General features: G+C 63.2%; 17 protein-coding genes. 9 read left to right on the plus strand and 8 right to left on the minus strand.

Annotated elements, in window-relative coordinates:
* Positions 1 to 126: 126 nt before the first annotated feature.
* Together rraA and KUW18_RS19115 are read left to right on the plus strand one after the other, a co-directional pair.
* Positions 127 to 612, plus strand: coding sequence for a ribonuclease E activity regulator RraA (gene rraA, locus KUW18_RS19110; RefSeq protein ID WP_206938199.1), 486 nt, complete (start codon positions 127 to 129; stop codon positions 610 to 612).
* Between the two features lie 139 nt (positions 613 to 751).
* The gene (locus tag KUW18_RS19115; RefSeq protein ID WP_222562146.1) at positions 752 to 2,623 is read left to right on the plus strand and encodes a glycerophosphodiester phosphodiesterase family protein; all 1,872 of its coding nucleotides are present in this window, start codon (positions 752 to 754) and stop codon (positions 2,621 to 2,623) included.
* Between the two features lie 97 nt (positions 2,624 to 2,720).
* On the opposite strand, the gene ggt is transcribed toward KUW18_RS19115, so the two are convergent.
* The 3 genes from ggt to ppsA form a co-directional block, all read right to left on the minus strand.
* A complete protein-coding gene (ggt, locus tag KUW18_RS19120; RefSeq protein ID WP_222562165.1) occupies positions 2,721 to 4,496 on the minus strand; it encodes a gamma-glutamyltransferase in 1,776 nt (591 codons plus the stop codon).
* Positions 4,497 to 4,695: 199 nt separating this feature from the next.
* Positions 4,696 to 5,202, minus strand: coding sequence for a hypothetical protein (locus KUW18_RS19125; protein ID WP_222562147.1), 507 nt, complete (start codon positions 5,200 to 5,202; stop codon positions 4,696 to 4,698).
* 299 nt (positions 5,203 to 5,501) lie between these two features.
* Positions 5,502 to 7,874: a phosphoenolpyruvate synthase gene (gene ppsA, locus KUW18_RS19130; protein ID WP_222562166.1), complete on the minus strand. Its 2,373-nt coding sequence runs from the start codon at positions 7,872 to 7,874 to the stop codon at positions 5,502 to 5,504.
* Between the two features lie 418 nt (positions 7,875 to 8,292).
* Between ppsA and KUW18_RS19135 the strand changes: the two genes are divergently transcribed.
* The 5 genes from KUW18_RS19135 to KUW18_RS19155 all read left to right on the plus strand — a co-directional run bounded on the left by KUW18_RS19135 (position 8,293) and on the right by KUW18_RS19155 (position 14,459).
* Positions 8,293 to 9,126 carry a pyruvate, water dikinase regulatory protein gene (locus KUW18_RS19135; RefSeq protein WP_206938193.1) on the plus strand — a complete coding sequence of 278 codons (834 nt, stop codon included), beginning with the start codon at positions 8,293 to 8,295 and terminating at the stop codon, positions 9,124 to 9,126.
* A gap of 270 nt (positions 9,127 to 9,396) precedes the next feature.
* Positions 9,397 to 10,677 (plus strand): imelysin family protein, encoded by a 1,281-nt coding sequence (locus KUW18_RS19140; RefSeq protein ID WP_222562148.1) that lies wholly within the window; start codon positions 9,397 to 9,399, stop codon positions 10,675 to 10,677.
* A 131-nt stretch (positions 10,678 to 10,808) separates the two neighbouring features.
* Positions 10,809 to 12,227 (plus strand): di-heme oxidoredictase family protein, encoded by a 1,419-nt coding sequence (locus KUW18_RS19145; RefSeq protein WP_261396800.1) that lies wholly within the window; start codon positions 10,809 to 10,811, stop codon positions 12,225 to 12,227.
* On the plus strand, positions 12,224 to 13,282 hold the full coding sequence (locus KUW18_RS19150) for an imelysin family protein (RefSeq protein ID WP_222562149.1): 1,059 nt from the start codon (positions 12,224 to 12,226) through the stop codon (positions 13,280 to 13,282). Before KUW18_RS19145 ends, KUW18_RS19150 begins: the two co-directional genes overlap by 4 nt.
* A 4-nt stretch (positions 13,283 to 13,286) precedes the next feature.
* Positions 13,287 to 14,459 (plus strand): DUF1513 domain-containing protein, encoded by a 1,173-nt coding sequence (locus tag KUW18_RS19155; RefSeq protein ID WP_206938187.1) that lies wholly within the window; start codon positions 13,287 to 13,289, stop codon positions 14,457 to 14,459.
* Between the two features lie 50 nt (positions 14,460 to 14,509).
* Here the strand turns inward: KUW18_RS19155 and KUW18_RS19160 are convergent, their stop codons facing one another.
* From KUW18_RS19160 to KUW18_RS19180, 5 genes are all read right to left on the minus strand, one after another.
* Positions 14,510 to 15,748, minus strand: coding sequence for a CaiB/BaiF CoA transferase family protein (locus KUW18_RS19160; RefSeq protein WP_222562150.1), 1,239 nt, complete (start codon positions 15,746 to 15,748; stop codon positions 14,510 to 14,512).
* A 23-nt stretch (positions 15,749 to 15,771) separates the two neighbouring features.
* The gene (locus tag KUW18_RS19165) at positions 15,772 to 16,953 is read right to left on the minus strand and encodes an acyl-CoA dehydrogenase (protein ID WP_222163167.1); all 1,182 of its coding nucleotides are present in this window, start codon (positions 16,951 to 16,953) and stop codon (positions 15,772 to 15,774) included.
* Between the two features lie 219 nt (positions 16,954 to 17,172).
* Complete coding sequence (gene mmsB, locus KUW18_RS19170; protein WP_222486560.1) at positions 17,173 to 18,081, minus strand: 3-hydroxyisobutyrate dehydrogenase; 909 nt, start codon at positions 18,079 to 18,081, stop codon at positions 17,173 to 17,175.
* Between the two features lie 168 nt (positions 18,082 to 18,249).
* Complete coding sequence (locus tag KUW18_RS19175) at positions 18,250 to 19,377, minus strand: enoyl-CoA hydratase/isomerase family protein (RefSeq protein ID WP_222562151.1); 1,128 nt, start codon at positions 19,375 to 19,377, stop codon at positions 18,250 to 18,252.
* Between the two features lie 112 nt (positions 19,378 to 19,489).
* A complete protein-coding gene (locus KUW18_RS19180) occupies positions 19,490 to 20,656 on the minus strand; it encodes an acyl-CoA dehydrogenase family protein (RefSeq protein WP_222562152.1) in 1,167 nt (388 codons plus the stop codon).
* A 460-nt stretch (positions 20,657 to 21,116) separates the two neighbouring features.
* Between KUW18_RS19180 and KUW18_RS19185 the strand changes: the two genes are divergently transcribed.
* Together KUW18_RS19185 and KUW18_RS19190 are read left to right on the plus strand one after the other, a co-directional pair.
* A complete protein-coding gene (locus tag KUW18_RS19185) occupies positions 21,117 to 21,590 on the plus strand; it encodes a MerR family transcriptional regulator (protein ID WP_206938168.1) in 474 nt (157 codons plus the stop codon).
* A 131-nt stretch (positions 21,591 to 21,721) separates the two neighbouring features.
* The gene (locus tag KUW18_RS19190; protein WP_222562153.1) at positions 21,722 to 23,431 is read left to right on the plus strand and encodes an AMP-binding protein; all 1,710 of its coding nucleotides are present in this window, start codon (positions 21,722 to 21,724) and stop codon (positions 23,429 to 23,431) included.
* Positions 23,432 to 23,450: the final 19 nt, after the last annotated feature.

Here is a 23,450-nt window from a genome sequence, read left to right on the forward strand (position 1 = left end):
GGACGTCAACGTCCGGGCGCTTTTTCGTTGGGCGCCTCGCGAATGTCACGATGTCACGCAGTGCCCCGGGGCTGGATAACCCCCGCATCTATGGCATCATGCGATTAACAGCAACGGAGATGCCCCATGAGCCAGATTGTCACCCCAGATATCTGTGATGCCTTTCCTGAAGTGGCCGTATGTGACCCGATCTTCGTCAACTACGGCGGTCAAGAAGCGTTTGCCGGCCCGGTTCGCACGGTCAAGTGCTTCGAGGACAACTCCCTGGTCAAGCAGGCGGTCGCCGAACCTGGCGACGGCGCGGTGCTGGTCGTGGATGCCGGCGGCTCGACCCGCTGCGCGATGCTCGGCGACATGCTGGCAGAACAGGCGGCAGGCAATGGCTGGGCCGGCGTCATCATGTACGGCTGCGTGCGCGACGTAGACATCCTTGCCGAGACGGATCTAGGCATTCAGGCGCTCGGCGCCCACCCACGCAAGAGCGAGAAGCGTGGTGAAGGGCAGCGCGATGTGCCGGTCACCTTCGCTGGGGTCAGCTTTACCCCCGGCCAATGGGTCTACGCCGACAACAACGGCATCCTGGTGGCTGAAGAGCGTCTCGCTCTGGAGTGAGGTGTTCCGCGATCGGCGCGACGCTTCCCCCTACCGCGGCTGCCCAGCCTCCTGTGACCCATCCAGGGCTGTGGTCCAGCACTATCGACCATAGCCTCGGCACGCCATACATGCACCGTCCAACGGCAGACGACCCTCAATGACGCTTGCCCGGGATGTCTTTACCAGCCTGAGCGACCACCTGCGCCCGCTGCTGGCCTACCATCTGCTTTTCACCCTGTTCGCCTCCGCCCTGCTGTTGCCCACACTGGGTTGGCTGCTGGCCATCTGGCTGGAACAGGTCGGTCGACCACTGGTGACCACTGCCGACGCCGTCGAGCTGTTGCTGTCACCTCTGGGCTTCACCTGGGTCTTTGCCTTTGCCGCCGGCCTGCTGACGCTGCTGTACCTGCAGCAGGCCGGCATGATGCTGGTGGCGGTCGAACGCCAGGGCTCCCATGCGCGTCAGGCACTGGTGGCGCTATGGCAAAGCCTGCATCGGCTGCCAGCACTGGCCACACTGGCGTGCCTGCAGGTGGCCGTTCACTTGAGCGGCGTGGCCATCCTGCTGGCCTGTGCCCACCTGGTGCATGACAGTCTGCTCAGCGGCCTGGACGCCTACTACGTCCGTCACGTGCGACCACCGGCTTTCTGGCTCTATCTCTCTACCTTGCTGCCGATGGTAGGACTGTGGCTGGCGCTTGCAGGCAGGCTGTACATTCGCTGGTGGCTTGCCTTGCCAAGCCTCGTGCTGGAGGGCCTCAAGCCCTTTGCCGCGTTGCGTCGCAGCCACGCTCTGACGGTCAAACGCCAAGGCGGCCTGGCACTGGTCATCTTCAGCATGCTGACCATCCTGCTGGCCCTGCCTTCCGCGGTCTCACTGGTATTCAGTGCCTGGGTCGGCCCCCTGATCGCCAACCTGCCGGATATCAGCGCAGTGGTCATACCGACCATGCTGGCGGTGGTCACCTCGGCCACGCTGCTGACCCTGGGCGTCGCCTTTGCCATCATCGTCGTCAATGCGTTGCTGGCGACCTGCCTTTACCTGCGGCGTGCCCATCGCCTGCCCCGCCCCGCCCCACCTCCTGCCGACGCCCATCCGGGTCGCTGGGCATGGGGTATCGAGGTAGGCATCGTGCTGTTTGCCCTGTCTCAGGCATGGATGATGGTCGAGCGACAGGATATCCGCGAACAGGTCCACGTGATCGCCCACCGGGGCGCCTCCATGGTCGCGCCGGAAAACTCCATGTCGGCCATCCGTCGCGCCATGGACGACGGTGCTGATGTGATCGAGATTGATGTCAGGCTGGCCGGCGACGGCACCGTGGTACTGAGTCACGATGCCACCCTGCTGCGCCTGGCCGGTGATGACCGACGCATCGGCGAGCTCGACTGGAGTGAGCTCGCCAGGCTGGACATCGGCGCGAGCTTCGCGCATGCCTTTGCCGGAGAGCCCCTGGCCAGGCTCGATCGAGTGCTGGAGGAGGTGCGCGGACGCGCTAGGCTGTTGATAGAGCTCAAGCCTGAGCGGGGCCAGGAAGAAGCGCTGATCGAGGCTGTGTTAGGCGACCTGCAGAGGGAGCGGCAGCAGCGGCTGGCATGTCGTCACGATGCCACGGACAAGCTCGACCGGCTCGTCTGCGGCGACCCGCAGCTGCTGCAGACCAGCTGGCTGGCATCGCTGTCCTATCGCCAGGTTCAGCGCATCAATCAGCTTGCGCCCGATGCACGCAGCCTGCTGCTGGCGGAGTGGGCATTGCCCGGAAGCCTGCCCTATCGCCATTTCAATGGGCTCGGGCTGCGCCACACGCAGATTGACGACGACCAGCTGCGCCGGGCTCACGTGAGCGACAAGCCGCTGTACGCCTGGACCGTCAATGACCCAGCGCGCATGGCTCGCCTGATCGACCTGGGGGTCGACGGTATCATTACCGACCGACCCGACCTGCTGACGGCGCTGCTGCGCGAGCGCCAGGCCATGAGCGACGCGGAACTGATGCTGACCAAGCTACGCCACTGGCTGGAGAGCTGAGCTCCGGCGGCGGAGGCATGGCACTGCCAGCCACAGGCCAAGTGGCAGTGCCAGCCAAAGCCCAGCTGGCGCTGCCAAGGCTCAGCCAGGCATGACCTCAGTCGCCCATGACAACGCCTTCTCGACGGGGGTCAGCGCCACCGAACAGACCCTCTTCGGTGACCTCCAGTGCCTGCAAGCCGCTGGTCAGCTCACGGGTCTCCACCTCGTGTCCCATCCCTTGCAGATCACGCACGGTGGCCTCGGGAAAACGCCCTTCCTCCAGATAGACAGCGTCACCCAGCGTGATGGCATGGGGCAGATTGAGCGCCTGCTGGGCGTCGAGCCCACGCACCAGCATGGCGTCCAGCGTCTGGGCGGTGTAGTGGATGATGGCCGCGCCCCCCGGCGACCCGAGGCTGGCAACCAGGTCGCCGCTCTCACGCTCGAACACCAGCGTCGGACTCATGCTGGACCTGGGGCGCTTGCCCGCCTCGACCCGGTTGGCAATGGGCGTGCCTTGCTCATCGGTAGGCGTAAAGGAAAAGTCGGTCAGCTCATTGTTGAGCAGGTAGCCGCCGTCCAGGTCCGTCCCTCCATTGGCCATGACGCGCGAGCCGAACGCCTGCTCGATACTCGCGGTCATGGCGACCGCCTGCCCGTCACCATCAATGATGCTGATGTGACTGGTGCCATACTCAGGCTGATGAGGCTGCGACGCGTAGGCTGTCTTCATCGCCCCTGGGTTGCCCGGCCGCGCCGCACCGCTACCGATGCTCTGCTCTTCGATCAGCTCAGCCCGCTTGGCCAGATACTCCGGCGCTACCAGCGAGCTCCAGGTACCGCCAGGGGCCTCGACAAAGTCGCTGTCACCGATGAAGCGGGCGCGGTCGGCAAAGGCCAGACGCGACGCCTCAAGGAACGGGTGCAGCCAATCCACAGTGGGCACGCCCTCATTCAGCGCGGTCTCGATCTCGGGCCTGGCCTCCATGATGCCCAGGATCTGCATCATCGTCAGATGCCCCGAGGAAGGAGGCGGAAAACCGCAGACCTCCCACTGCCGCCAAGGGGTACACAGTGCGTCCCGCTCCACGGCCGCGTAGCCGGCCATGTCCTCGAGACTCAGGGTGCCCGGCATGTCCGGATGATTCTGTACCCTGGACACCAGATCCTCGGCAATCTCACCGGTATGCAGGGCTGTGCTCCCCTCCTCGCTGATCTTGGTCAGAATCGCCGCCAGCGCAGGATTGCGTAGCCGGGTGCCGACCGCGACAGGCTGCCCTTCGTCATCGAAGAAGTAGGCACCCGCGACATCGTCCTCCGCCAGCGATGGCGTGGCGGCCAGGCTCTGGTGGAGGCGTGGACTGACCTCGAAGCCCTCGGTTGCCAGGGTGATGGCGGGCACAAACAGGGACGCCCATGGCAGCTTGCCATGTTCGTCGTGGGCCAGCTCGAGCATACGTACGGTGCCGGGCACCCCGACGGAGCGGCCACTTTCCACGGCGGTCATGAACTCGATCGGCTCGCCGTCTGCGTCCAGAAACAGCGCCTCGTCGGCCCCTATCGGAGCCTTCTCTCGGCCATCGAAGGCGTGGACCTTCTCGCCGTCATACAGCATCAGGAAGGCGCCGCCGCCAATCCCACTGGACTGAGGCTCGACCAGCGTCAGCACCATCTGTACCGCGACCGCCGCGTCGATGGCGTTGCCACCTGCCTTCAATACCTGATAGCCGGCATCCGTCGCCAGCGGGTTGGCCGCTGCCACCGCGAACTGCTCGGTCGCCCAACCCGGCTTTTCCTCGTAACCGGAGCCCTCCTCTGGGGAAATGGCAGGACGGGTGTAGTCAAACGCTGGCGCGGCTTCCGCTGCCGATGCCAGGAGACTGCTTGCCATTACCCAGGCCACTGCCGTGGCCAGGCCGTCAGGCCGACGCAAGAACGTCGCTCTCATCACCGCTCCTTTTGTGACGAAATCAAAGATGCCTTATGTGTTTATGCATAGGTGTGTTTATGCATAGGTGTGCTGATGCATAGGTGTGCTTCAACACAAGCTTGTTTCAGCATAGTTTATCGCAGCCTACGATACCGCACGCTCATGCTCGCTTCTCGTGGCGCCGGATGCGCAAACGACAAAACGCGCAGATAAGCGCCAATGCCAGCATCACCAGCGTCAACCCGCCGAGGGTGGAAACCAACTGATGGTAACCCTGCGGTACATCCTCGGCGCGCTCGGCCATGCCTTTTTCCGCCAGGCGCACCACCCCAAACACCAACGCCATCAGCAGGCCCAACGGCAGCGCCGAGCGCACACGCGCAAGCGCCTTGGTCAATGACCAGGGCGGGGTGGGCTCGCGCTTGGGTCGCGGTGTCTTTGGTCCAGAGGTAGTCGCCTTGGCCGCAGCGGCCTTGTCGCTGCCCGCCTTCTTGGCGCGACTCGCCGGAGCCCGCTTGCTGCGCGCCTTGGGTGTCGGTTTTTTCGCCGCCGGGGTCCGCTCAGGCAGGATACCCGCCAGCAGCCAGCGCCCAAGCGACCAGCACATCCATCCCAGGCACACCCCGATGGACAGCAGCACGCTCCCCATGACCAACAGATATGCCATTACAACGTCCTATCAACAAACTGCCTGTATGGTGCCAATTCTCATGGCCCTTGGGGAGCCCTGGAGGCCACTTTGCTGCCTGCTCGGTATGCGCCGCTCGTCGCGGCATCATTGGCCACTACACCTGATACGGCGATGCCATGCACCCCGAACCAACGTAACACGCCGCGGCCATGGCCGCGGCGTGAATACGGAGGGTGCTGACAGACGTTCTCTACAGAGGTTGTCGTCAGACGTTCCGGTCAAACGCTCTCGTCAGACGTTCTGGTCACACGCCCTCGACAGAGGGCGCTGCTAGTCTAGCCGATGGTTTCGCCCGCCAGCATGAACCAGGTTTCCAGTACAGCGTCCGGGTTCAGGGACACGGAGTCGATACCCTGCTCCATCAGCCACTTGGCCAGCTCCGGATGATCCGACGGCCCCTGGCCGCAGATGCCCACGTACTTGCCCTTGGCCTTGCAGGCCTGAATCGCCATGGCCAGCAGCTTCTTGACGGCGGGATTACGCTCATCGAAGAGGTGCGCCACAATGCCGGAGTCGCGATCGAGACCGAGCGTCAGCTGGGTCAGGTCGTTGGAGCCAATAGAGAAGCCATCGAAGTACTCGAGGAACTCGTCCGCCAGCAGGGCGTTGGCAGGCAGCTCGCACATCATGATGACCTTGAGCCCGTTGTCGCCGCGCTTGAGGCCGTTGGCCGCCAGCAGGTCAACCACTTCGCTGGCTTCCTCGGTGGTGCGAACGAAGGGAATCATCAGCTCGACGTTGTCGAGTCCCATCTCGTCGCGCACCCGCTTCATGGCACGGCACTCGAGCTCGAAGCACGGCCGGAAGGTCTCGGAGATATAGCGCGACGCACCGCGGAAGCCGAGCATCGGGTTCTCTTCGCCGGGCTCGTACAGCTTGCCGCCGATCAGGTTCTCGTACTCGTTGGACTTGAAGTCCGACATGCGCACGATGACACGCTCGGGGTAGAAAGCGGCGGCCAGGGTCGAGATACCCTCTACCAGCTTGTCGACATAGAAGCTGACGGGATCGTCGTAGCCGGCAATACGCAGGTCAATGGTCTGTTGCAGCTCACCCGGCAGCGTGTCGTACTCCAGCAGGGCCTTGGGGTGCACACCGATCATCCGATTGATGATGAACTCCAGGCGCGCCAGGCCAACGCCCGCGTTGGGCAGCGTAGAGAAGCTGAAGGCACGATCCGGGTTGCCCACGTTCATCATGATCTTGAACGGAATGTCGGGCATGGCGTCGACGCTGGTCACGTTACGATCGAATTCCAGCAGGCCGTCGTAGACGTGGCCGGTATCACCCTCGGCACAGGATACGGTCACTTCGCGACCATCATGCAGCACCTCGGTGGCATCGCCGCAGCCAACCACCGCGGGGATGCCCAGCTCACGGGCAATGATCGCCGCGTGACAGGTACGTCCACCACGATTGGTGACGATGGCCGAGGCACGCTTCATGATCGGCTCCCAGTCCGGGTCGGTCATGTCCGTCACCAGCACGTCGCCGCTGTTGACCTTATCCATCTCGTCCGGGCTGAGGATCACCTTGACCGCACCACGGCCAATGCGCTGACCAATGGCACGGCCGGTGACCAGGGTGCGCCCCTTCTCTTTCAGCTGGAAGCGCTCCAGCGAGCCGCCTTCCTGCTGAGACACCACGGTTTCAGGACGCGCCTGCACGATGTACAGCTGGTTGTCGTCGCCATCCAGCGCCCACTCGATATCCATCGGGCGGCCATAGTGCTGTTCGATGGTCATCGCCTGGCGCGCCAGGGCCATGACCTGTTCATCGTTGATGCTGAAGCGACCGCGGTCGGACAGGGGCACGTCTACTGTCTCGACCGACTTACCCGCGCTGGCGTCGCCGGTGTAAATCATCTTGATCAGCTTCGATCCCAGGTTGCGGCGCAACACTGCAGGACGCCCTGCCGCCAGGGTGTGCTTGTGCACGTAGAACTCATCGGGGTTCACCGCGCCTTGTACCACGGTCTCCCCCAGGCCCCAGGAAGAGGTGACAAACACCGCGTCGCGGAAGCCGGACTCTGTGTCTAGGGTGAACATGACGCCGCTGGCGCCGGTTTCGGAGCGCACCATCTTCTGCACCCCGGCGGACAGCGCCACGTTCTCGTGGGCATAGCCACGATGCACGCGGTAGGAGATGGCGCGGTCATTGAACAGCGACGCAAACACCTCGTGCACCGCACGCTTGATGTTGTCGTAGCCTTCAATGTTGAGGAAGGTTTCCTGCTGGCCAGCGAAGGAAGCGTCAGGCAAGTCTTCCGCCGTTGCAGAGCTGCGCACGGCCACCTTCAGGTTCGGATGCTTGCCCAGCATCTGCTCGTAGGCCTCGCGCAGCGCCGCCTCGAAGGCGGGCGGCAGGGGTGTATCGATCACCCACTGACGAATCTTGCTGCCGGCCTCGGCCAGGGCATTGACGTCATCGACGTCCAGGCGTGCAAGTTCCTGATTGATTCGATCATTGAGCCCCTCATGGGAGAGAAACTCGCGATAGGCATCAGCGGTGGTAGCGAAACCGCCGGGCACCGTGACCCCCGCTCCCGCCAGATTGGAAATCATCTCGCCGAGAGAAGCGTTCTTGCCGCCAACGCGCTCGACGTCGTTCATGCCCAACTGATCAAACCACAGAATGTACTTGTCCACGTGACCCCCTTGGATGTCGACGAACTCGTCCATGACACGCCGTCATGACTGGATGCTGGCGACTCTATCAGCGCCCCACCATATTCGCCATTGGTCTAAGAGCGAAGTCACTGGAGGATTTTTACAACACCGGGGGAAAAAGCCAGCTTTCTGTAGTCTGGACACCTTCAGGGGCATCGGCGTGCCACTACGCAATGCCTCCATCTGGGTCATGGCGGCGCACGACCGATATCCCCCCGGCCCTTCCCTCACCTGGCCTGGGGGCCGACGGTCTCGGCCCACCCTTGGGCCAACGCAGCAGAGTGTCGTGCTTGTAGTCAGGGAGGCCAAGCATGGCTAACTTTACTTCGACCGCGCACAACTTGTCTGTCCCCGCCATGCAGCGGACAATGCCAGCACTCAATACAAGGTATCCGCCATGACCCGTACCGCTTTCTTCATTTCCGACGGCACCGGCATCACCGCCGAAAGTCTTGGACGCAGCCTGCTGGCCCAGTTCGAGAACGTCGAGATACGCAAGTTGACCAAGCCTTATATCGACACTATCGAGAAGGCGCGCTCGCTGGTCGGGATCATCGAAGCCACCGCGGTAAGGGACGGCGTGCAGCCGATCATCATCGACACTATCGTCGACGAAAAGATTCGCGCCGTGATTCGTCAGGCGCCGGGGTTCAAGGTCGATATCTTCTCGACCTTTCTGGAGCCGCTGGAAAAGGAACTGGAAACTCATTCGTCCTACAGTGTGGGGCGCACTCACGCCATTTCCAGCGATGACGTCTACATGGACCGCATTCACTCGGTGCACTTCGCCCTGGACAACGACGATGGCGCCCGCACCCATCAATACGACCAGGCGGACGTGATCCTCGTCGGCGTGTCGCGCTGCGGCAAGACCCCGACGTCGCTCTACCTGGCACTGCAGTTCGGCGTTCGTGCCGCCAACTACCCGCTGACCGAAGACGACCAGGACGACAGCGGCACCCTGAAACTGCCGGCCGTGCTGGCCAAGCAACGCCACAAGCTGTTTGGCCTGACCATCGATCCCAGGCGACTGGCAGCGATTCGCCACGAACGAAGGCCCAATAGCCGCTACAGCAGCATGGACCAGTGCATGCAGGAGGTCGCTCAGGCTGAGGCCATGTTCCGACAGCTGCATATTCCGTTCATCGACGCCACGCGCTTTTCCGTGGAAGAGATTTCGACGCGCATGATTGCGGAAACCGGCATCAACCGCCGCTTTTCCCCTCGCTGATCGCGCTCAGGACATCGGGGCAAGTGCTCCGAGTCCCCGGTTACCTCTGCTCTCTGTCCGATGGGCCTCATGGTCGGCACGGTTGACTGTCGGCCCACGGACAGACGTCCACTCGTCATCTTTGCAGCAAGTGCTTGTTTCTATCGCTTCGCATAGGTGCTTTTTCCCTTCTACAACCGGTCGCCCAGCTTGCAATGAGAGTCAATCTCGTTACTATTTCAAGAACGCGTTCCAGCGCCTCCTTCCTGCCTTCGTGAAAAGGACAATTCCATGATCTCTCGTCTTGTGCGTCGCCCCCTGGCGCTTGCTATCGCTGCCGGTGCTCTGGCCGTGGCTTCCCATGCTTCCGCCGAGGATGTCACCGCCGACGCGGTCGTCGGGCACTACGCTGACCTGGCACACACCACCTACAGCGATGCGCTGAAGACCGCCAAGGCGCTGGACGTCGCCATCGATGAGCTGCTGGCGGCCCCGACCTCCGAAACCTTGGCTGCCGCCAAGAAGGCCTGGCGCGAGGCACGCATTCCTTACCAGCAGAGTGAGGTCTTCCGCTTCGGCAATGCCGTGGTCGATGACTGGGAAGGCCAGCTCAACGCCTGGCCGCTGGACGAGGGCATGATCGATTACGTCAGCCAGGACGGCTATCAGCATGAGCTCGGCAACGCCGGTGCCACCGCCAACATCATCGCCTCCTCCTCGATTACCGTCGGCGGCGACGAGATCGATGTCTCCACCCTTTCGCCGGAACTGCTGGCAGAGCTCAATGAAATTGGCGGCTCCGAAGCCAACGTCGCTACCGGCTACCACGCCATTGAGTTTTTGCTGTGGGGACAGGATCTGCATGGCTACGAGCCGGGTGCCGGCGAGCGTGGAGCCAGCGACTTCGCCCTTGGCGATGACTGCACCAACGGTAACTGCGATCGCCGCCGCGCCTACTTGAAAGCCGCCAGCCAGCTGCTGATCCAGGATCTGGAGTGGATGGTGGCCCAATGGGCACCGGTGGACGAAGACAACTATCGCCGCGAGTTGACCAGCGTACCGAGCGAAGAAGGCCTGCGCCGTATTCTGTTTGGCATGGGGTCGCTGTCACTGGGCGAGCTGGCCGGTGAGCGCATGAAGGTCGCACTGGAGGCCAATTCCTATGAAGACGAGCACGACTGCTTCAGCGACAACACCCACAACTCGCACTACTACAACGGCAAGGGCATTCAGAACGTCTACACCGGCCAATATCAGCGCATCGATGGCAGCGTTCTCGAGGGACCCAATGTAGAGGCCCTGCTGGCGCAGACCGACAGCGACCTGGCGCAGACCCTTGAGCAGCAGCTTGAGAGCTCCATGGCAGCCCTGGGCACCCTCAAGCAGACGGCGGAGCAGAGCGAGTCGCCCATGACCTTCGACATGATGATCGCTCCAGGCAATGAGCAAGGTGCGGCCATCGTCAACGACGCCATTCTTGCCCTGGTCACCCAGACTGTCTCCATCGAGCAGGCTGCGGGCGAGCTTGGCGTCACCTCACTCGAGCCGGATGATGCCGGTCACGACTTCTGATCGTCTCCTGGCCGGAGCTTTGTTGATGTAGATCACATTCAGGCCAGGAACTAAATGATGAAATGCGATTCATTCGCCTCGAGAAGCCGCACGCCTTGGCGTGCGGCTTGACTGTGTCAAGGAATCGCCAGATGCGTCACATGCCCACACTAAACCGTACCTTGCCAGTCTTGCTGGCTGGGCTCACCCTTGGCACGCAGGTCCTTGCCAGCGGCGAGCCATCACTCCAGACCGATCCTCGCTCCGGCGGCGAAGGCTCGGTCAAGCAGTTCGACCACAACGCCTACTCGCTGCCCCTGGGCAACATGAGCATGACCAAGCGGCTCGACTTCAGCGTCGGCAACAGTTTCTTTCGCAATCCCTGGGTCGTGGCCCCCGCCAGCACCGATGCCCGTGACGGCCTTGGTCCGCTGATCAATACCAACAGCTGCCAGGGCTGTCATATCAAGGACGGTCGCGGTCACCCGCCGGCAGACGGTGAACCACCGGTGTCCCTGTTCCTGAGGCTATCCGTGCCGGCCACCACCGCGGACGACCAAGAGCTGGTCAGGCGAACCGGAGCTGTGCCGGTGCCCCACTACGGCCGTCAGCTGCAAACCGCGGCGATTCCGGGCGCAACGCCTGAAGCCGACATGGTTCGCTCACTCTCGTCCCGAGAGATTACCTTCGATGATGGCCACCAGGTCACGCTGGCCGTGCCCACCTACCACATCGAGGATCCTGCCTACGGCGACCTGCCCGAGACGCTGCTGACCTCGCCCCGGGTGGCGCCACCGATGATCGGACTGGGCCTGCTTGAAGTCGTGGACGAGGACCAGCTGCTGCAGTGGGCGGATCCCGACGATAGCGACGCAGACGGTATCTCCGGGCGCGCCAATCGCGTCTGGGACGTGCGCCAGCAGGAGACGGTGCTGGGACGATTTGGCTGGAAGGCCGGCGAACCCAGTGTGGAACAGCAGAGCCTGCATGCCTTCGCCGGCGACATGGGGCTGACCTCACGTCTGGCCGCCGCTACCGACTGCATGCCAGGCCAGGGCTGCGAGGACTTCCCCGACGGCGGCGACCCGGAGGTCAGCGACGAAGTGGCCGACTTTGTCACCTTCTATGCCTCGAGCCTGGCCGTTCCGCAGCGAAGGAACATGCAGGATCCTGCGGTACAGGCCGGCGCCCGCCAGTTCAACGAACTCGGCTGCGCCGCCTGCCACCGCCCCAGCCTGACCACCCCGGAGGACACGGCTCGTCCTGAACTGGCGGGCCAGACCCTGTGGGCCTACACCGATATGCTGCTGCATGATATGGGGCCTGAGCTTGCCGACGGCCGCCCCGAGTACCAGGCAGATGGCAACGAATGGCGCACCCCGCCGCTGTGGGGCATCGGTCTTGCCCAGCAGGTCAACCCCCAGGCAGGCTTTCTCCACGATGGCCGGGCACGCACCCTTGAAGAGGCCATCCTGTGGCACGGTGGTGAAGCGCTCGCCGCCCGGGATCGTTATCGCGCTCTTGCGCAGCAGGAGCGTGCACAATTGCTGGAGTTCCTGAATTCACTATGACGTACCGCTCACGCTCCCCCTTCGCGTCACTTTCTCGCGCCTTTTCACTGGGTGGCGCCACGCTGGCGTCGATCGTCGCGATGTACAGTAGCGCCGCCCTCGCTGACCAGGCGGGTACTTCGCCCCGTGAGACGTGGCATCACGATATCCAGCAGGGTTACCAGCAGCTGAACCGCACCACCGAGTCCCTGGCGGAGGCCTTCACGCCGGGTTGCGATGCGCTCGATCAAGACGCCCTGGCAGCGCACTGGCTGGACGCCTACCAGGCCTGGCAGGCCGTCCGCTTCGTGGACTTTGGCCCGATCGAGGTCGACAGTCGCGCCTGGCAGCTGCAGTTCTGGCCTGACAACAAGAACCTGGTCGGCAGTCGCATCGCCAGCCGACTGCGTCAGGAGACGGCGGTCACGCCCGCTGACATCGCCGCCGCCGGCGTCGCCGAGCAGGGCTTCCCTGCCTTGGAATACCTGCTGTTTGACGACGCCATGACGCAGCACTCGCTCCAGCAGCCGAATGCCTGTGCGCTTGCCCAGGCCATCAGTCAGCACCTTGCTCAGGTCGCCAGCGAGCTGACCCGCGATTGGCAAGCCTTCCGCTCCCACTACCTGGCCACCGACAGCTACTCCGAGGCCACCGTTCACGCCGCGCTGCAGTCCCTAGAGATCCTCGAGGACAAGCGCCTGGGCGAGCCCCTGGGGATGATGGGCGCACCGGCCAATGGCTACCGCGCAGAGGCCTGGCGCAGTGATGCCTCGATCACCCTGGCGACGGCCACCCTGGAGGGACTGCAGGCTCACTTCGTCCCAGGGCTAGCGCGGAGGCTCTCGCAGCAGCACCAGGACGAGCTTGCCGCGGCATTCAGCGACCAGCTCAAGGATACGCTCAACCAGGCACGTCAACTGGACACAGGCATTGCCGCCGGACTGCAAGACGACCAGGCGCGCCAGCAGCTGGCCACGCTCTACCTGGAAGTTGCCCAGCTACGCCAGGTACTCGGCGATGAAATCGCCCCGGCGCTAGGTATCGTTCGCGGTTTCAACTCGAGCGACGGAGACTGATCCCATGTCATCGAGGCTAGCCATCGGCCGCAGACCGCCGTCGACGTCTCGGCAAGCGTCGGTTCAGGACCCCCTGCGCCGACGGCTGCTGGTCAGCTCCAGTGCGGGACTCGCCCTGACCGGCCTGGCGTTATCGGGTCTGCCCACATCGCTGTGGGCCAGCGACGAGCAGCAGCGGCGTGAGTGGTTTTTCAGCGCGGTGGACGACTCCCATGGCGGCCATCACCTGGCGGGTGTTCGGCGTGACGGCAGCGAGCATTTTCTGCTGCCCGCGCCAGAGCGCTGTCACGGCGGCTGCCTGCGGCCAGGCCACGACCAGGCGGTGCTGTTTGCACGTCGTCCCGGCTACCGCTTCCACGTCATCGACGCATCGCATCAAGCGACGCTGATGACCATTGAAGCGGGTGACGGGCGCCACTTCTATGGACATGGGGTGTTCGACCCCAGCGGCCGTTGGCTCTACCTCACCGCCAATCGCGTCGAGGATGCCATGGGCCTGGTGCAGGTGCGGGATGCAGAGGATCACTATCGCCTGGTGAACGAGTGGGAGCTGGACGGTATCGGGCCCCACGAGATCGGCCTGATGCCCGACGGTGCCAGCCTGGCGATCGCCCTGGGCGGCATCCTGACCCGTCCCGAAAGCGGCCGCGCCAAGCTCAACCTGGCCGAGATGGCACCGGCCCTGCTGCTGATCGATCGCCAGAGCGGTGACATTGTGGAGCGCCACCGCCCGTCTCACCACCAGCTGAGCTGCCGCCACCTGGATATTGCCGACGATGGCAGCATCATCGTCGGCTATCAATTCCAGGGCCCCGAATGGGAAACCCACCACCCGCTGATCGCCAGGCGATCCGCAGATGGTGGGTTTGAGGAGTGGACCCTGCCCGACCAGATCCAGGCGGGCCTTGCCCAATACACGGCAAGTGTTGCGGTCAGCCAGGTTGCCGCCACTGCAGCGGTATCTGCACCCAGAGGAAATCGCGTGCTGCTGATCGACCGAAACAGTGGCGCGCTGCAGGCAGACCTCCCGATCGACGATGCTGCCGGGCTTCGCTGCGACGGCAGCGGCGGCTATCTGATCACCACCGGCAGCGGTGATGTCCACCACCTTGCGTCGTCAGGTCACCATAGCCTGGTCGCCTCGCTGCCGCTGCGCTGGGACAACCATCTGACCTGAGCAGCAACATCCACGTATTACCTGAGAAGCAACACCAGGGACCAGGCGCCTCAGCGAATGATGCCCTCGCGCCTGAGTCGCGCGATATCGTCTGCACTGAGCCCCATGTCGGTCAGCACACGCTCGCTGTGCTCGCCGAGCCTGGGGGGTGGAACATCGGCGGTGGCACTCTCGCCATCGAAGCGCAGCGGGTTGGCGACCTGGGGCACGCCATCAATCTCACGGGCCATCCCCCGGTGCCGCACCTGGGGATCGGCAAACACTTCCGTCAGGGTGTGAATCGGCCCTGCGGGAATGCCCAGGGCTTCGAAGCGCGCCAGCCACACATCCCGTTCATCGCCGCTGAGTATGCCCTGGATCAAGGCCACCAGGTCGTCACGATGGGCCACCCGCCCTTCATTGGTGGCGTACTCGCCCTGACTCCACTCGGGATGCCCGAGCAGTTCAGCGAGGCGTGCAAACTGTCCATCATTGCCTACCGTCAGCACCAGGTGGCCATCCCGACAGGCAAACGCCTGGTAGGGAACAATATTGGGGTGGGCGTTGCCATGGCGCTCTGGTGCACGACCACTGACCAGCGTGTTCAGCGCCTGATTGGCCAAGGTCGCCACCTGGACGTCCAGCAGTGCCAGGTCGACATGGCTGCCCTCCCCGGTATCACGCCGGCGATTCAGCGCCGCCAGAACGCCAACGGCAGCGTACAGCCCCGTCATCACATCCGTAATGGCCACGCCTGTCTTCATCGGCATGCCATCGGCTTCGCCGGTCAGGCTCATCAAGCCGCCCATGGCCTGGATCATGAAGTCGTAACCCGCCCGATGGGCATAGGGGCCCGTCTGACCGAAGCCGGTGATGGAACATACCACCAGAGCAGGATTCAGCGCCCGCAGCGACGCAGCGTCCAGGCCGTAGCGCGCCAGCCCTCCGACCTTGAAGTTCTCGAGCACGATGTCCGCGCCGCGGGCCAACGCCTTGACCAGACGCTGGCCCTCACCGCTGGCAATATCGATCGCCAGCGACTGCTTGGCCCGATTGGCACACAGGTAGTACGCCGCCTGACGTTCGACGTCCTGCTCAGCCTCCGCCACCCCCTGGTGCCAGGGGGGACCCCAGCCACGCGTGTCATCACCCCGGCCTGGATGCTCGATCTTGATCACCCTGGCCCCCATGTCAGCCAGCAGCTGACCGCACCAGGGTCCAGCCAGTACCCGTGACATGTCGAGCACCGTCACACCGGACAGCGGTTGATTCGCCCCCAGGCCGGGAGCGGCAGCTGCAGCAGTCGACATCTCGCTCATCGTGACCCTCTCGCTCAACCGCTGAAGGCCTGGAGGCCGGTCTGGGCGCGCCCGAGGATCAGGGCGTGGACGTCGTGGGTGCCCTCGTAGGTGTTGACCGCTTCCAGGTTCATCACATGACGGATCACGTGATACTCGTCGCTGATGCCGTTGCCACCGTGCATATCGCGAGACTGGCGAGCGATATCCAGCGCCTTGCCGCAATTGTTACGCTTGATCAGGGAGATCGCTTCCGGCACCAGCTGGCCGTCGTCGATCATCCGCCCCACTCGCAGCGAGGCCTGCAGACCCAGGGCAATCTCGGTCTGCATATCCGCCAGCTTCTTTTGAATCAGCTGGTTCGCCGCCAGCGGTCGACCAAACTGCTTGCGCTCGAGAGTGTAGTCACGGGCCGCGTGCCAGCAGGCTTCGGCCGCCCCCATGGCGCCCCAGCTGATGCCATAGCGCGCACGGTTGAGACAGGAAAATGGCCCCTTGAGTCCCTGCACGCCGGGCAGGCGCTGCTCGTCCGAGACCTCGACGTCCTGGATCGCAATCTGACCGGTAATCGATGCACGCAGGCTGAACTTGCCGTCGATCTTGGGCGCGCTGAGCCCCGGCATGCCTTTCTCCAGCACGAAGCCGCGAATAACCCCTTCCTCGTCACGGGCCCACACCACGAAGACATCGGCGATCGGGGAATTGGTGATCCAGGTCTTGGTACCGTTCAGCCTCCAGCCCGACTGCGTGCGATAGGCCCGCGTCGACATGCTGCCCGGATCAGACCCGTGGTCTGGCTCGGTCAGGCCGAAGCAGCCAACCCACTCACCGCTGGCAAGCTTAGGCAGGTAGCGATCCCGCTGGGCGTCGCTGCCAAAGGCGTGAATCGGGTACATCACCAGGCTCGACTGCACGCTCATGGCGCTGCGATAGCCGGAATCCACGCGCTCCACTTCACGCGCTATCAAGCCGTAGCTGACGTAGTTCATGCCAGCGCAACCCCAGCCGTCGATGGTGGCGCCCAGCAGGCCAAGTTCGCCCATTTCGTTCATGATCTCGCGATCGAAATGCTCGTGGCGGTTGGCTTCGAGCACCCGCGGCAACAGCTTTTCCTGGCAATAGTCGTGAGCAGTCTGCTGGACCATTCGCTCTTCTTCGCTCAGCTGATCGACCAGACGGAAGGGGTCGTCCCAGGTGACGGGGGTAATGCTGCTCATTAGCCAAACTCCAAAATATCTACATTTTGGATAAATGTAGACCTAATTCCCCATGATGCCAACCACCACCTTGGTCGAACCCAACGTGATGCTGCCCCAATGTGCTGAAACCTAGGCAAGCGCTGACGACATCCGCGAGCGGCGCAACGCGCCCCAAAAAGCAGCGGCACCGCCTGGGCAGGCGGTGCCGCTTGATCACCCAGCCGTCACACCAAAGCGTCAGTCCTGACCTGGCTCTCCGGCGCGATACAGGGATTGGATGCTCGAGAAATCCAGGCCACCGTTGCCCTGGGCACTGTGCAGCGCGAAGAGATTGCGCGCTTGCGAGCCCATGGGAACGCTGGAGCGGGAGCCCAGCGCCAGTTCCCAGGCAAGCCCCAGGTCCTTGGCCATCAGATCCGTCAGAAAGCCACCCTGATAGTCACGCGAGGCCGCAGACCCCTCCATGACACCTGGCCAGGGGTTATACACATTGAGCGCCCAGTTGCCGCCGCTGCTCTGCTTCATGATGTCGGACAGCACCGCGGGGTCGAGCCCATTCTTCACCCCCAGCGCCAGCGCCTCGGCGGTGCCACTCATCAGGATACCCAGCAGCATGTTGTTGCAGATCTTGGCCACCTGGCCGCTACCGCTGCCGCCAGCGTGAAACAGATTCTTGCCCATCACCTCGAGCACCGGCCTGGCGCGCTCGAAGCCTGCTGCGTCACCGCCCACGATAAAGGTCAGGGTGCCGGCCTGGGCTCCACCGATACCACCGGACACCGGCGCATCCAGATAGGTACACCCACGTTTGGCCGCTTCCGCCGCCACCAGCCGCGCGTCATCCGGCGAAATGGTGGAGGCATCCAGCAGCAGGGGGGTGCCTTCCAGGGCATCCAGCAAGCCCGCTTCTCCGTCACGCCCCAGATACAGCGCCTTGACGTGGGCGCCAGCCGGCAGCATCGATACCACGACGTCGGCCCCGGTGGCCGCATCAATGGCCGACACCCCGCGCCGTGCCCCCTTCTGCTCCAGCGCGGCCATGGCGCTTTCTACGAGATCGTACACGCAGACCTGGTGACCCGCGTTGACCAGATTGGCCGCCATGGGGGCCCCCATGTTACCCAACCCGATAAAGGCAATGTGCATTGGCTGTCTCCACATGTCCTGGCTGTGCTCAGGACGGTTTGCATTGTTTTCGTTGTTGCTGGCGATAGGGTGATCCGCCGACTGGTCTTGCTTGAACAAGCGCCAGAACCTTCCACCGCCCCTTCATCAGAATATGTCTATAAGGCCGGCGCGCGCTGCTGGGGGCCGCTACAGGTCATCAAGCGGGCCGGGAGCCTTGCCCCAGGGCGCGCCGAACATGGCCCCCAGATCAGCCGCAGGCACGCTGGATACGTCCCGGTGACGCCATTGCGGTGACTTGTCCTTGTCGATCAGCAGTGCCCTTACACCCTCGGCGAAGTCTCCCAGCACGTTGCATTGCACCGACACCACCAGTTCATCCCGAAAGGTATCCGCAAGGGACGAGTGGCGATGTCGCTTAAGCATGTGCCACGCCAGGTGCGCGGTCAGCGGGCATCCCTGGGTGAGTCGCTTGCGATTGGCGGCGAGCCAGGCGTCGTCACTGTGATCGGCGGTGATGGCAGCGACGGCATCCTCGACCCGCCCCTTGCCCACCAGCGAACGCAGGTGATCGAGATGCGGCCAGACCTGCGCTGCGGGAGCCTGCTCGGGTGACTCAAAGCGGGCCAGCACCTCGCATACCAGTGCCTCAGCATCGACCACGTGACCGGCGGCGAAGTGGCAGTCACACAAGGCGTCCAACAGTTCGTCACCGCGCTCCCTGGGCACGAATCGATCGGCCATGCCCAGGTCCAGGGCGTCACGCGCGTTGATACTGGCACCGGTCAAGCCCAGGTACAGGCCTACGCCGGGAGGCATCTTGTTCAAGAACCAGCTGGCCCCGATATCCGGGTACAGCCCGATGGTCACTTCGGGCATGGCGATGCGCGTGGTCTCGGTGACCAGACGATGGCGGCCACCGGCGGTCAGCCCCAGGCCTCCCCCCATGACGATACCGTCGGCCCACACCAGCAGCGGTTTTGGGTAGGTGTGCAGACGGTAGTCAAGCCGGTACTCGGCGGCAAAATACTGGGTGGCGTAGGTACCTGGCTGGACCCGCTGCGTTTTCTCTCGCTGCAACTCGCGCACCAGAGCCACCACGTCGCCCCCGGCGCAGAATGCCTTGTCACCCTCCCCTTGCAGCCAGACGGCGTGCACGTCGGGATCCTGGGCCCACTCTTCCAGACGCTCATCCAGCTGCTCGATCATCTCCAGCGACAGGGCATTGAGTGCCTTGGGCGCGTTAAGGGTTGCGATACCGACACAGCCGCCACCCGCTGCAGGTCGCCGCTGAAATCTGACCAGATCCTGATGCATGCAAGATACTCTCCGTAATGAAATGCCTTGCCGTAGTGAAATGCCTTGCCGTAGTGAAATACCGTGACGTTGGGGATGGCCAACCGCGTAGGGCTAGATGTGTCGGCGGCGCTTACTGAAGCGCTTCGATCACACCATCCGCAAGCAGCCGACGACCGACGATCAGTCGCATGATCTCGTTGGTGCCCTCAAGGATCTGATGGACACGGGTATCACGAACCAGGCGCTCCAAGGGGTATTCCCTGATATAACCGTAGCCCCCATGCAGCTGCAGCGCCTCGTTGCAGACCTTGAAACCGATGTCGGTGGCAAAGCGTTTGGCCATGGCGCAATGCGCGGTGGCCTCGGGGTCGGCCTGATCCAATCGCCAGGCGGCCTGGCGCACCATCAAGCGAGCGGCCATCAGCTCGGTCGCCATATCTGCCAGCTTGAACTGCAACGCCTGGAAGGAGGCCAGCTCACGCCCGAATTGCTTGCGCTCACCCAGATAACTGCGCGCCAGCGTCAGCGCGTGCTGCGCAGCGCCCAGTGAACAGCTGGCGATATTGAGACGGCCACCGTCCAGCCCCTTCATGGCAAACCGGAACCCTTCGCCTTCCTCGCCCAGGCGATGATTGGCCGGCACGCGCACGCCATCAAGGCTGACCAACCGCGTCGGCTGGCTCTTCCAGCCCATCTTGTCTTCGTTCTTGCCGTAGCTGATGCCCGGCGCGTCGGCCGGCACGACGAAGGCCGATACGCCACGGGCACCACTGTCCGCTGCCCCGGTGCGTGCCATGACCACCAGCACCTGAGTTGCACCGGCACCAGAGATAAACATCTTCGCGCCATCAATGACATAATGATCACCGTCACGCACCGCCTTGGTTCGCAGGTTGGCCGCGTCAGAACCGGCACCTGGCTCGGTGAGGCAGTAGGATCCCAGCAGCTCACCGCTGACCATGGCCTCCACATACTGACTGCGCACCTCGTCAACCGCCCAATTGGCGATCATCCAGGTCACCATGTTGTGAATGGTGAGATACGCGGTGGTGGCGATGCAGCCTTGGGACAGCTGCTCGAAGATCAGTGAGGCGTCCAGGCGCGACAACCCGAGCCCGCCCTGTTCTTCAGGGGTATAGATGCCAAGAAAACCGGCCTCTCCAGCACGCCGGATCACATCCACGGGAAAGTGTGATTGAGCGTCCCATTCGGCCGCATGATCGGCCAGCTCGACACGTGAAAAATCCGCTGCGGCGGCCACCAAGGCCTTCTGGTCATCGGTGAGAGCAAAGTCCATGACAGCTTCCTCGTCTCCAGGATGGCGGTGGCCGCCTCATCCCTGGATATTCATGTTGGATCGGCCCGTGTCAGCCTACCGACGACGCCCTGCGCCAAGCCCCTGCAACGTGAGCCATGGGGACTGCGCGACAGGCGGCTCAGCGACTACAGGCTCGTCGGGGTGTTCGCGATGACGGCGCTGCTACGGGCACCTTATGCGGCCCCAACCTAGCACTTGCTTGGTTGTGTACCTATCAATCCATAGTCGTACACACCGTCGATATCGCTCACGCCATGTGTCGGCCAATAGCCTCAAACGCCAGCCCTGCCCGCGCCTGGTTGGCGAGTACGGGACCCTGGCCTTGCATGGTGAGGGTCGTCACCGACCCAGCAACATTCACTTTACGTTAACGTCAACTTTGACTAGTGTCTCTTCCAAGGACTCCAGTACATCGGGTCCCTCAACAGGACAACGCATCATGAGCAAACCTGCCAGCGCCCCCTCTACCACTCGCCCAGGGGCTGCCAGCGCCGGGCAAACAGCGAAGGGCTCTACTGGGGTCTCCGTGACGTCTCGCCATTACACCATCGGTGAACTGGCCAAGATGTTCGAAGTCACCCCCCGCACCATTCGTTTCTATGAACAGGAAGGGCTGCTGGCGCCTCGACGCGAAGGACAGAAGCGCATCTATCGCGAGAAGGATCGTGTGCGGCTGAAGCTGACCCTGAGAGGCAAGCGCCTGGGTTTCTCTCTGGCCGAGATTCGCGAAGTGGTCATGATGTACGACGCCATGCCCGACGGAAATGCGCGCCAGTTGAAGCGACTTCTGGAAATCATCGCCGAAAAACGCGCTGAACTGGATCGTCAGCTTGAGGACATACGCCTGATGCGCCTGGAGATGGACGACGTCGACCGGCGCGCCAGAGAGGCTCTCGATCAGCTGGACGAGTGACGCGCTCACTCAGAGGCTGAACCCGAACCTCAGCCGACTCGCCCCGGCCTCAGCACCCCGTCGGCCAATGACGACCTGACCATCAATAACGACAACATCCAGAACAACCCGACGACATAACGAGACCCACAATGACACGCCAGACCGCCCATTCAGCCCCCAGGATCCCGTCCAGCTATGTGAGCGGGATCAGCGACCAGCCTCTCAAGGGCCAGACCATTGGTGATTGCTTCGACGAGACGGTCGCTCGCTTCCCTGACCAGGACGCCCTCATCAGTCGACATCAGGGACTGCGCTACACCTGGCAAGAGCTCAGAGAAGTGACCGACCAGGCTGCCAGAGCGCTGCTGGCGATGGGCGTAAAGAAAGGCGACAGGGTCGGGATCTGGTCGCCCAACTGCGCCGAATGGACGATCACCCAGTTCGCCACGGCCAAGATCGGCGCCATCCTGGTCAATATCAATCCAAGCTACCGCACCCATGAGCTCGATTACGCGCTCAAGCAGTCCGGCACCTCGACCCTGATCCTGCAGGGCAGTTTCAAGACATCGGACTATGTGGCCACCCTGGCGGAACTGGCGCCCGAGCTTCACGATATCCCAGGGGCGGGTCCATTGACGCTCAAGGGCCTGCCAGAGCTGAAGCGCGTCATCTGCCTCGACGCCGACAAGGCACTCCCGGGCATGCTGGCATGGCCGCGCATCTTCGATCGCACGGAAGAAGTCAGCGCGGCGGAGCTTGCCGAGGTCCAGGCGGGCCTGCAGTTCGATGAACCGATCAATATTCAGTACACCTCCGGCACCACCGGGGCCCCCAAGGGCGCCACCCTCTCCCACCACAACATCCTGAACAACGGCATGTTCGTGGCACGCGCCATGAACCTCACCGATCAGGACCGGATGGTCATCCCGGTGCCGCTGTACCACTGCTTCGGGATGGTCATGGGTAACCTGGGCTGCGTGACACATGGTGCCACCATGATCTACCCCGCCGACGGCTTTGACCCGGAGACCACTCTGGCGGCGGTGTCCGAGGAGAAGGCGACGACACTGTACGGCGTGCCCACCATGTTCATTGCGGAGCTTGAGCATCCCGACTTCAAGCGCTATGACCTGTCGTCACTGCGCACCGGCATCATGGCGGGTTCCATCTGCCCCATCGAAGTCATGCGCCGCGTCATCGATCAGATGAACATGCAGGACGTCACCATCTGCTATGGCATGACCGAAACCAGCCCCGTCAGCCTGCAGACCACCACTGACGCCCCGCTGGACAAGCGCGTGACCACCGTGGGCACCATTCATCCTCACCTTGAAGTCAAGCTGGTGCATCCTGACAGCGGGGCCGTCGTGCCCAGGGGTGAACCTGGCGAACTGTGTACGCGCGGCTACAGCGTGATGCTCGGCTACTGGAACAATGAAGAGGCAACAGCTTCGGCCATTGATGCGGCAGGCTGGATGCATACCGGCGACCTGGCGACCATGGATGACGAGGGCTATGTCTCGATCGTCGGACGCATCAAGGACATGATCATTCGTGGCGGCGAGAACATCTACCCGCGCGAAATCGAGGACTTTCTGTATACCCACCCCGCCATTTCGGACGTGCAGGTGATCGGCGTGCCGGATCGCAAGTACGGTGAAGAGGTCATGGCCTGGGTCAAGCTGAGCGAGGGCGAGCAGCTCGATGAAGACGCTCTCAAGGCATTCTGCAAAGGCAAGATTGCCCACTACAAGGTGCCCCGCTACGTAAAGTTCGTCGACGAGTTCCCGATGACCGTCACCGGCAAGATTCAGAAGTTCAAGATGCGCAAGGAAGCCACCGACGAACTAGGGTTATAAGTCCCCGGGCTCGTGGGCC

It is taken from the genome of Halomonas sp. DP5Y7-2, assembly GCF_019802025.1.
GTDB classification, from domain to species: domain Bacteria; phylum Pseudomonadota; class Gammaproteobacteria; order Pseudomonadales; family Halomonadaceae; genus Halomonas; species Halomonas litopenaei_A.

Coding starts and splice junctions, on each gene's coding strand:
- rraA (WP_206938199.1), top strand. CDS start 127: ATGAGCCAGATTGTCACCCCAGATATCTGTGATGCCTTTCCTGAAGTG.
- KUW18_RS19115 (WP_222562146.1), top strand. CDS start 752: ATGACGCTTGCCCGGGATGTCTTTACCAGCCTGAGCGACCACCTGCGC.
- ggt (WP_222562165.1), bottom strand. CDS start 4,496: ATGGCAAGCAGTCTCCTGGCATCGGCAGCGGAAGCCGCGCCAGCGTTT.
- KUW18_RS19125 (WP_222562147.1), bottom strand. CDS start 5,202: ATGGCATATCTGTTGGTCATGGGGAGCGTGCTGCTGTCCATCGGGGTG.
- KUW18_RS19135 (WP_206938193.1), top strand. CDS start 8,293: ATGACCCGTACCGCTTTCTTCATTTCCGACGGCACCGGCATCACCGCC.
- KUW18_RS19140 (WP_222562148.1), top strand. CDS start 9,397: ATGATCTCTCGTCTTGTGCGTCGCCCCCTGGCGCTTGCTATCGCTGCC.
- KUW18_RS19145 (WP_261396800.1), top strand. CDS start 10,809: ATGCGTCACATGCCCACACTAAACCGTACCTTGCCAGTCTTGCTGGCT.
- KUW18_RS19150 (WP_222562149.1), top strand. CDS start 12,224: ATGACGTACCGCTCACGCTCCCCCTTCGCGTCACTTTCTCGCGCCTTT.
- KUW18_RS19155 (WP_206938187.1), top strand. CDS start 13,287: ATGTCATCGAGGCTAGCCATCGGCCGCAGACCGCCGTCGACGTCTCGG.
- KUW18_RS19160 (WP_222562150.1), bottom strand. CDS start 15,748: ATGTCGACTGCTGCAGCTGCCGCTCCCGGCCTGGGGGCGAATCAACCG.
- KUW18_RS19165 (WP_222163167.1), bottom strand. CDS start 16,953: ATGAGCAGCATTACCCCCGTCACCTGGGACGACCCCTTCCGTCTGGTC.
- mmsB (WP_222486560.1), bottom strand. CDS start 18,081: ATGCACATTGCCTTTATCGGGTTGGGTAACATGGGGGCCCCCATGGCG.
- KUW18_RS19175 (WP_222562151.1), bottom strand. CDS start 19,377: ATGCATCAGGATCTGGTCAGATTTCAGCGGCGACCTGCAGCGGGTGGC.
- KUW18_RS19180 (WP_222562152.1), bottom strand. CDS start 20,656: ATGGACTTTGCTCTCACCGATGACCAGAAGGCCTTGGTGGCCGCCGCA.
- KUW18_RS19185 (WP_206938168.1), top strand. CDS start 21,117: ATGAGCAAACCTGCCAGCGCCCCCTCTACCACTCGCCCAGGGGCTGCC.
- KUW18_RS19190 (WP_222562153.1), top strand. CDS start 21,722: ATGACACGCCAGACCGCCCATTCAGCCCCCAGGATCCCGTCCAGCTAT.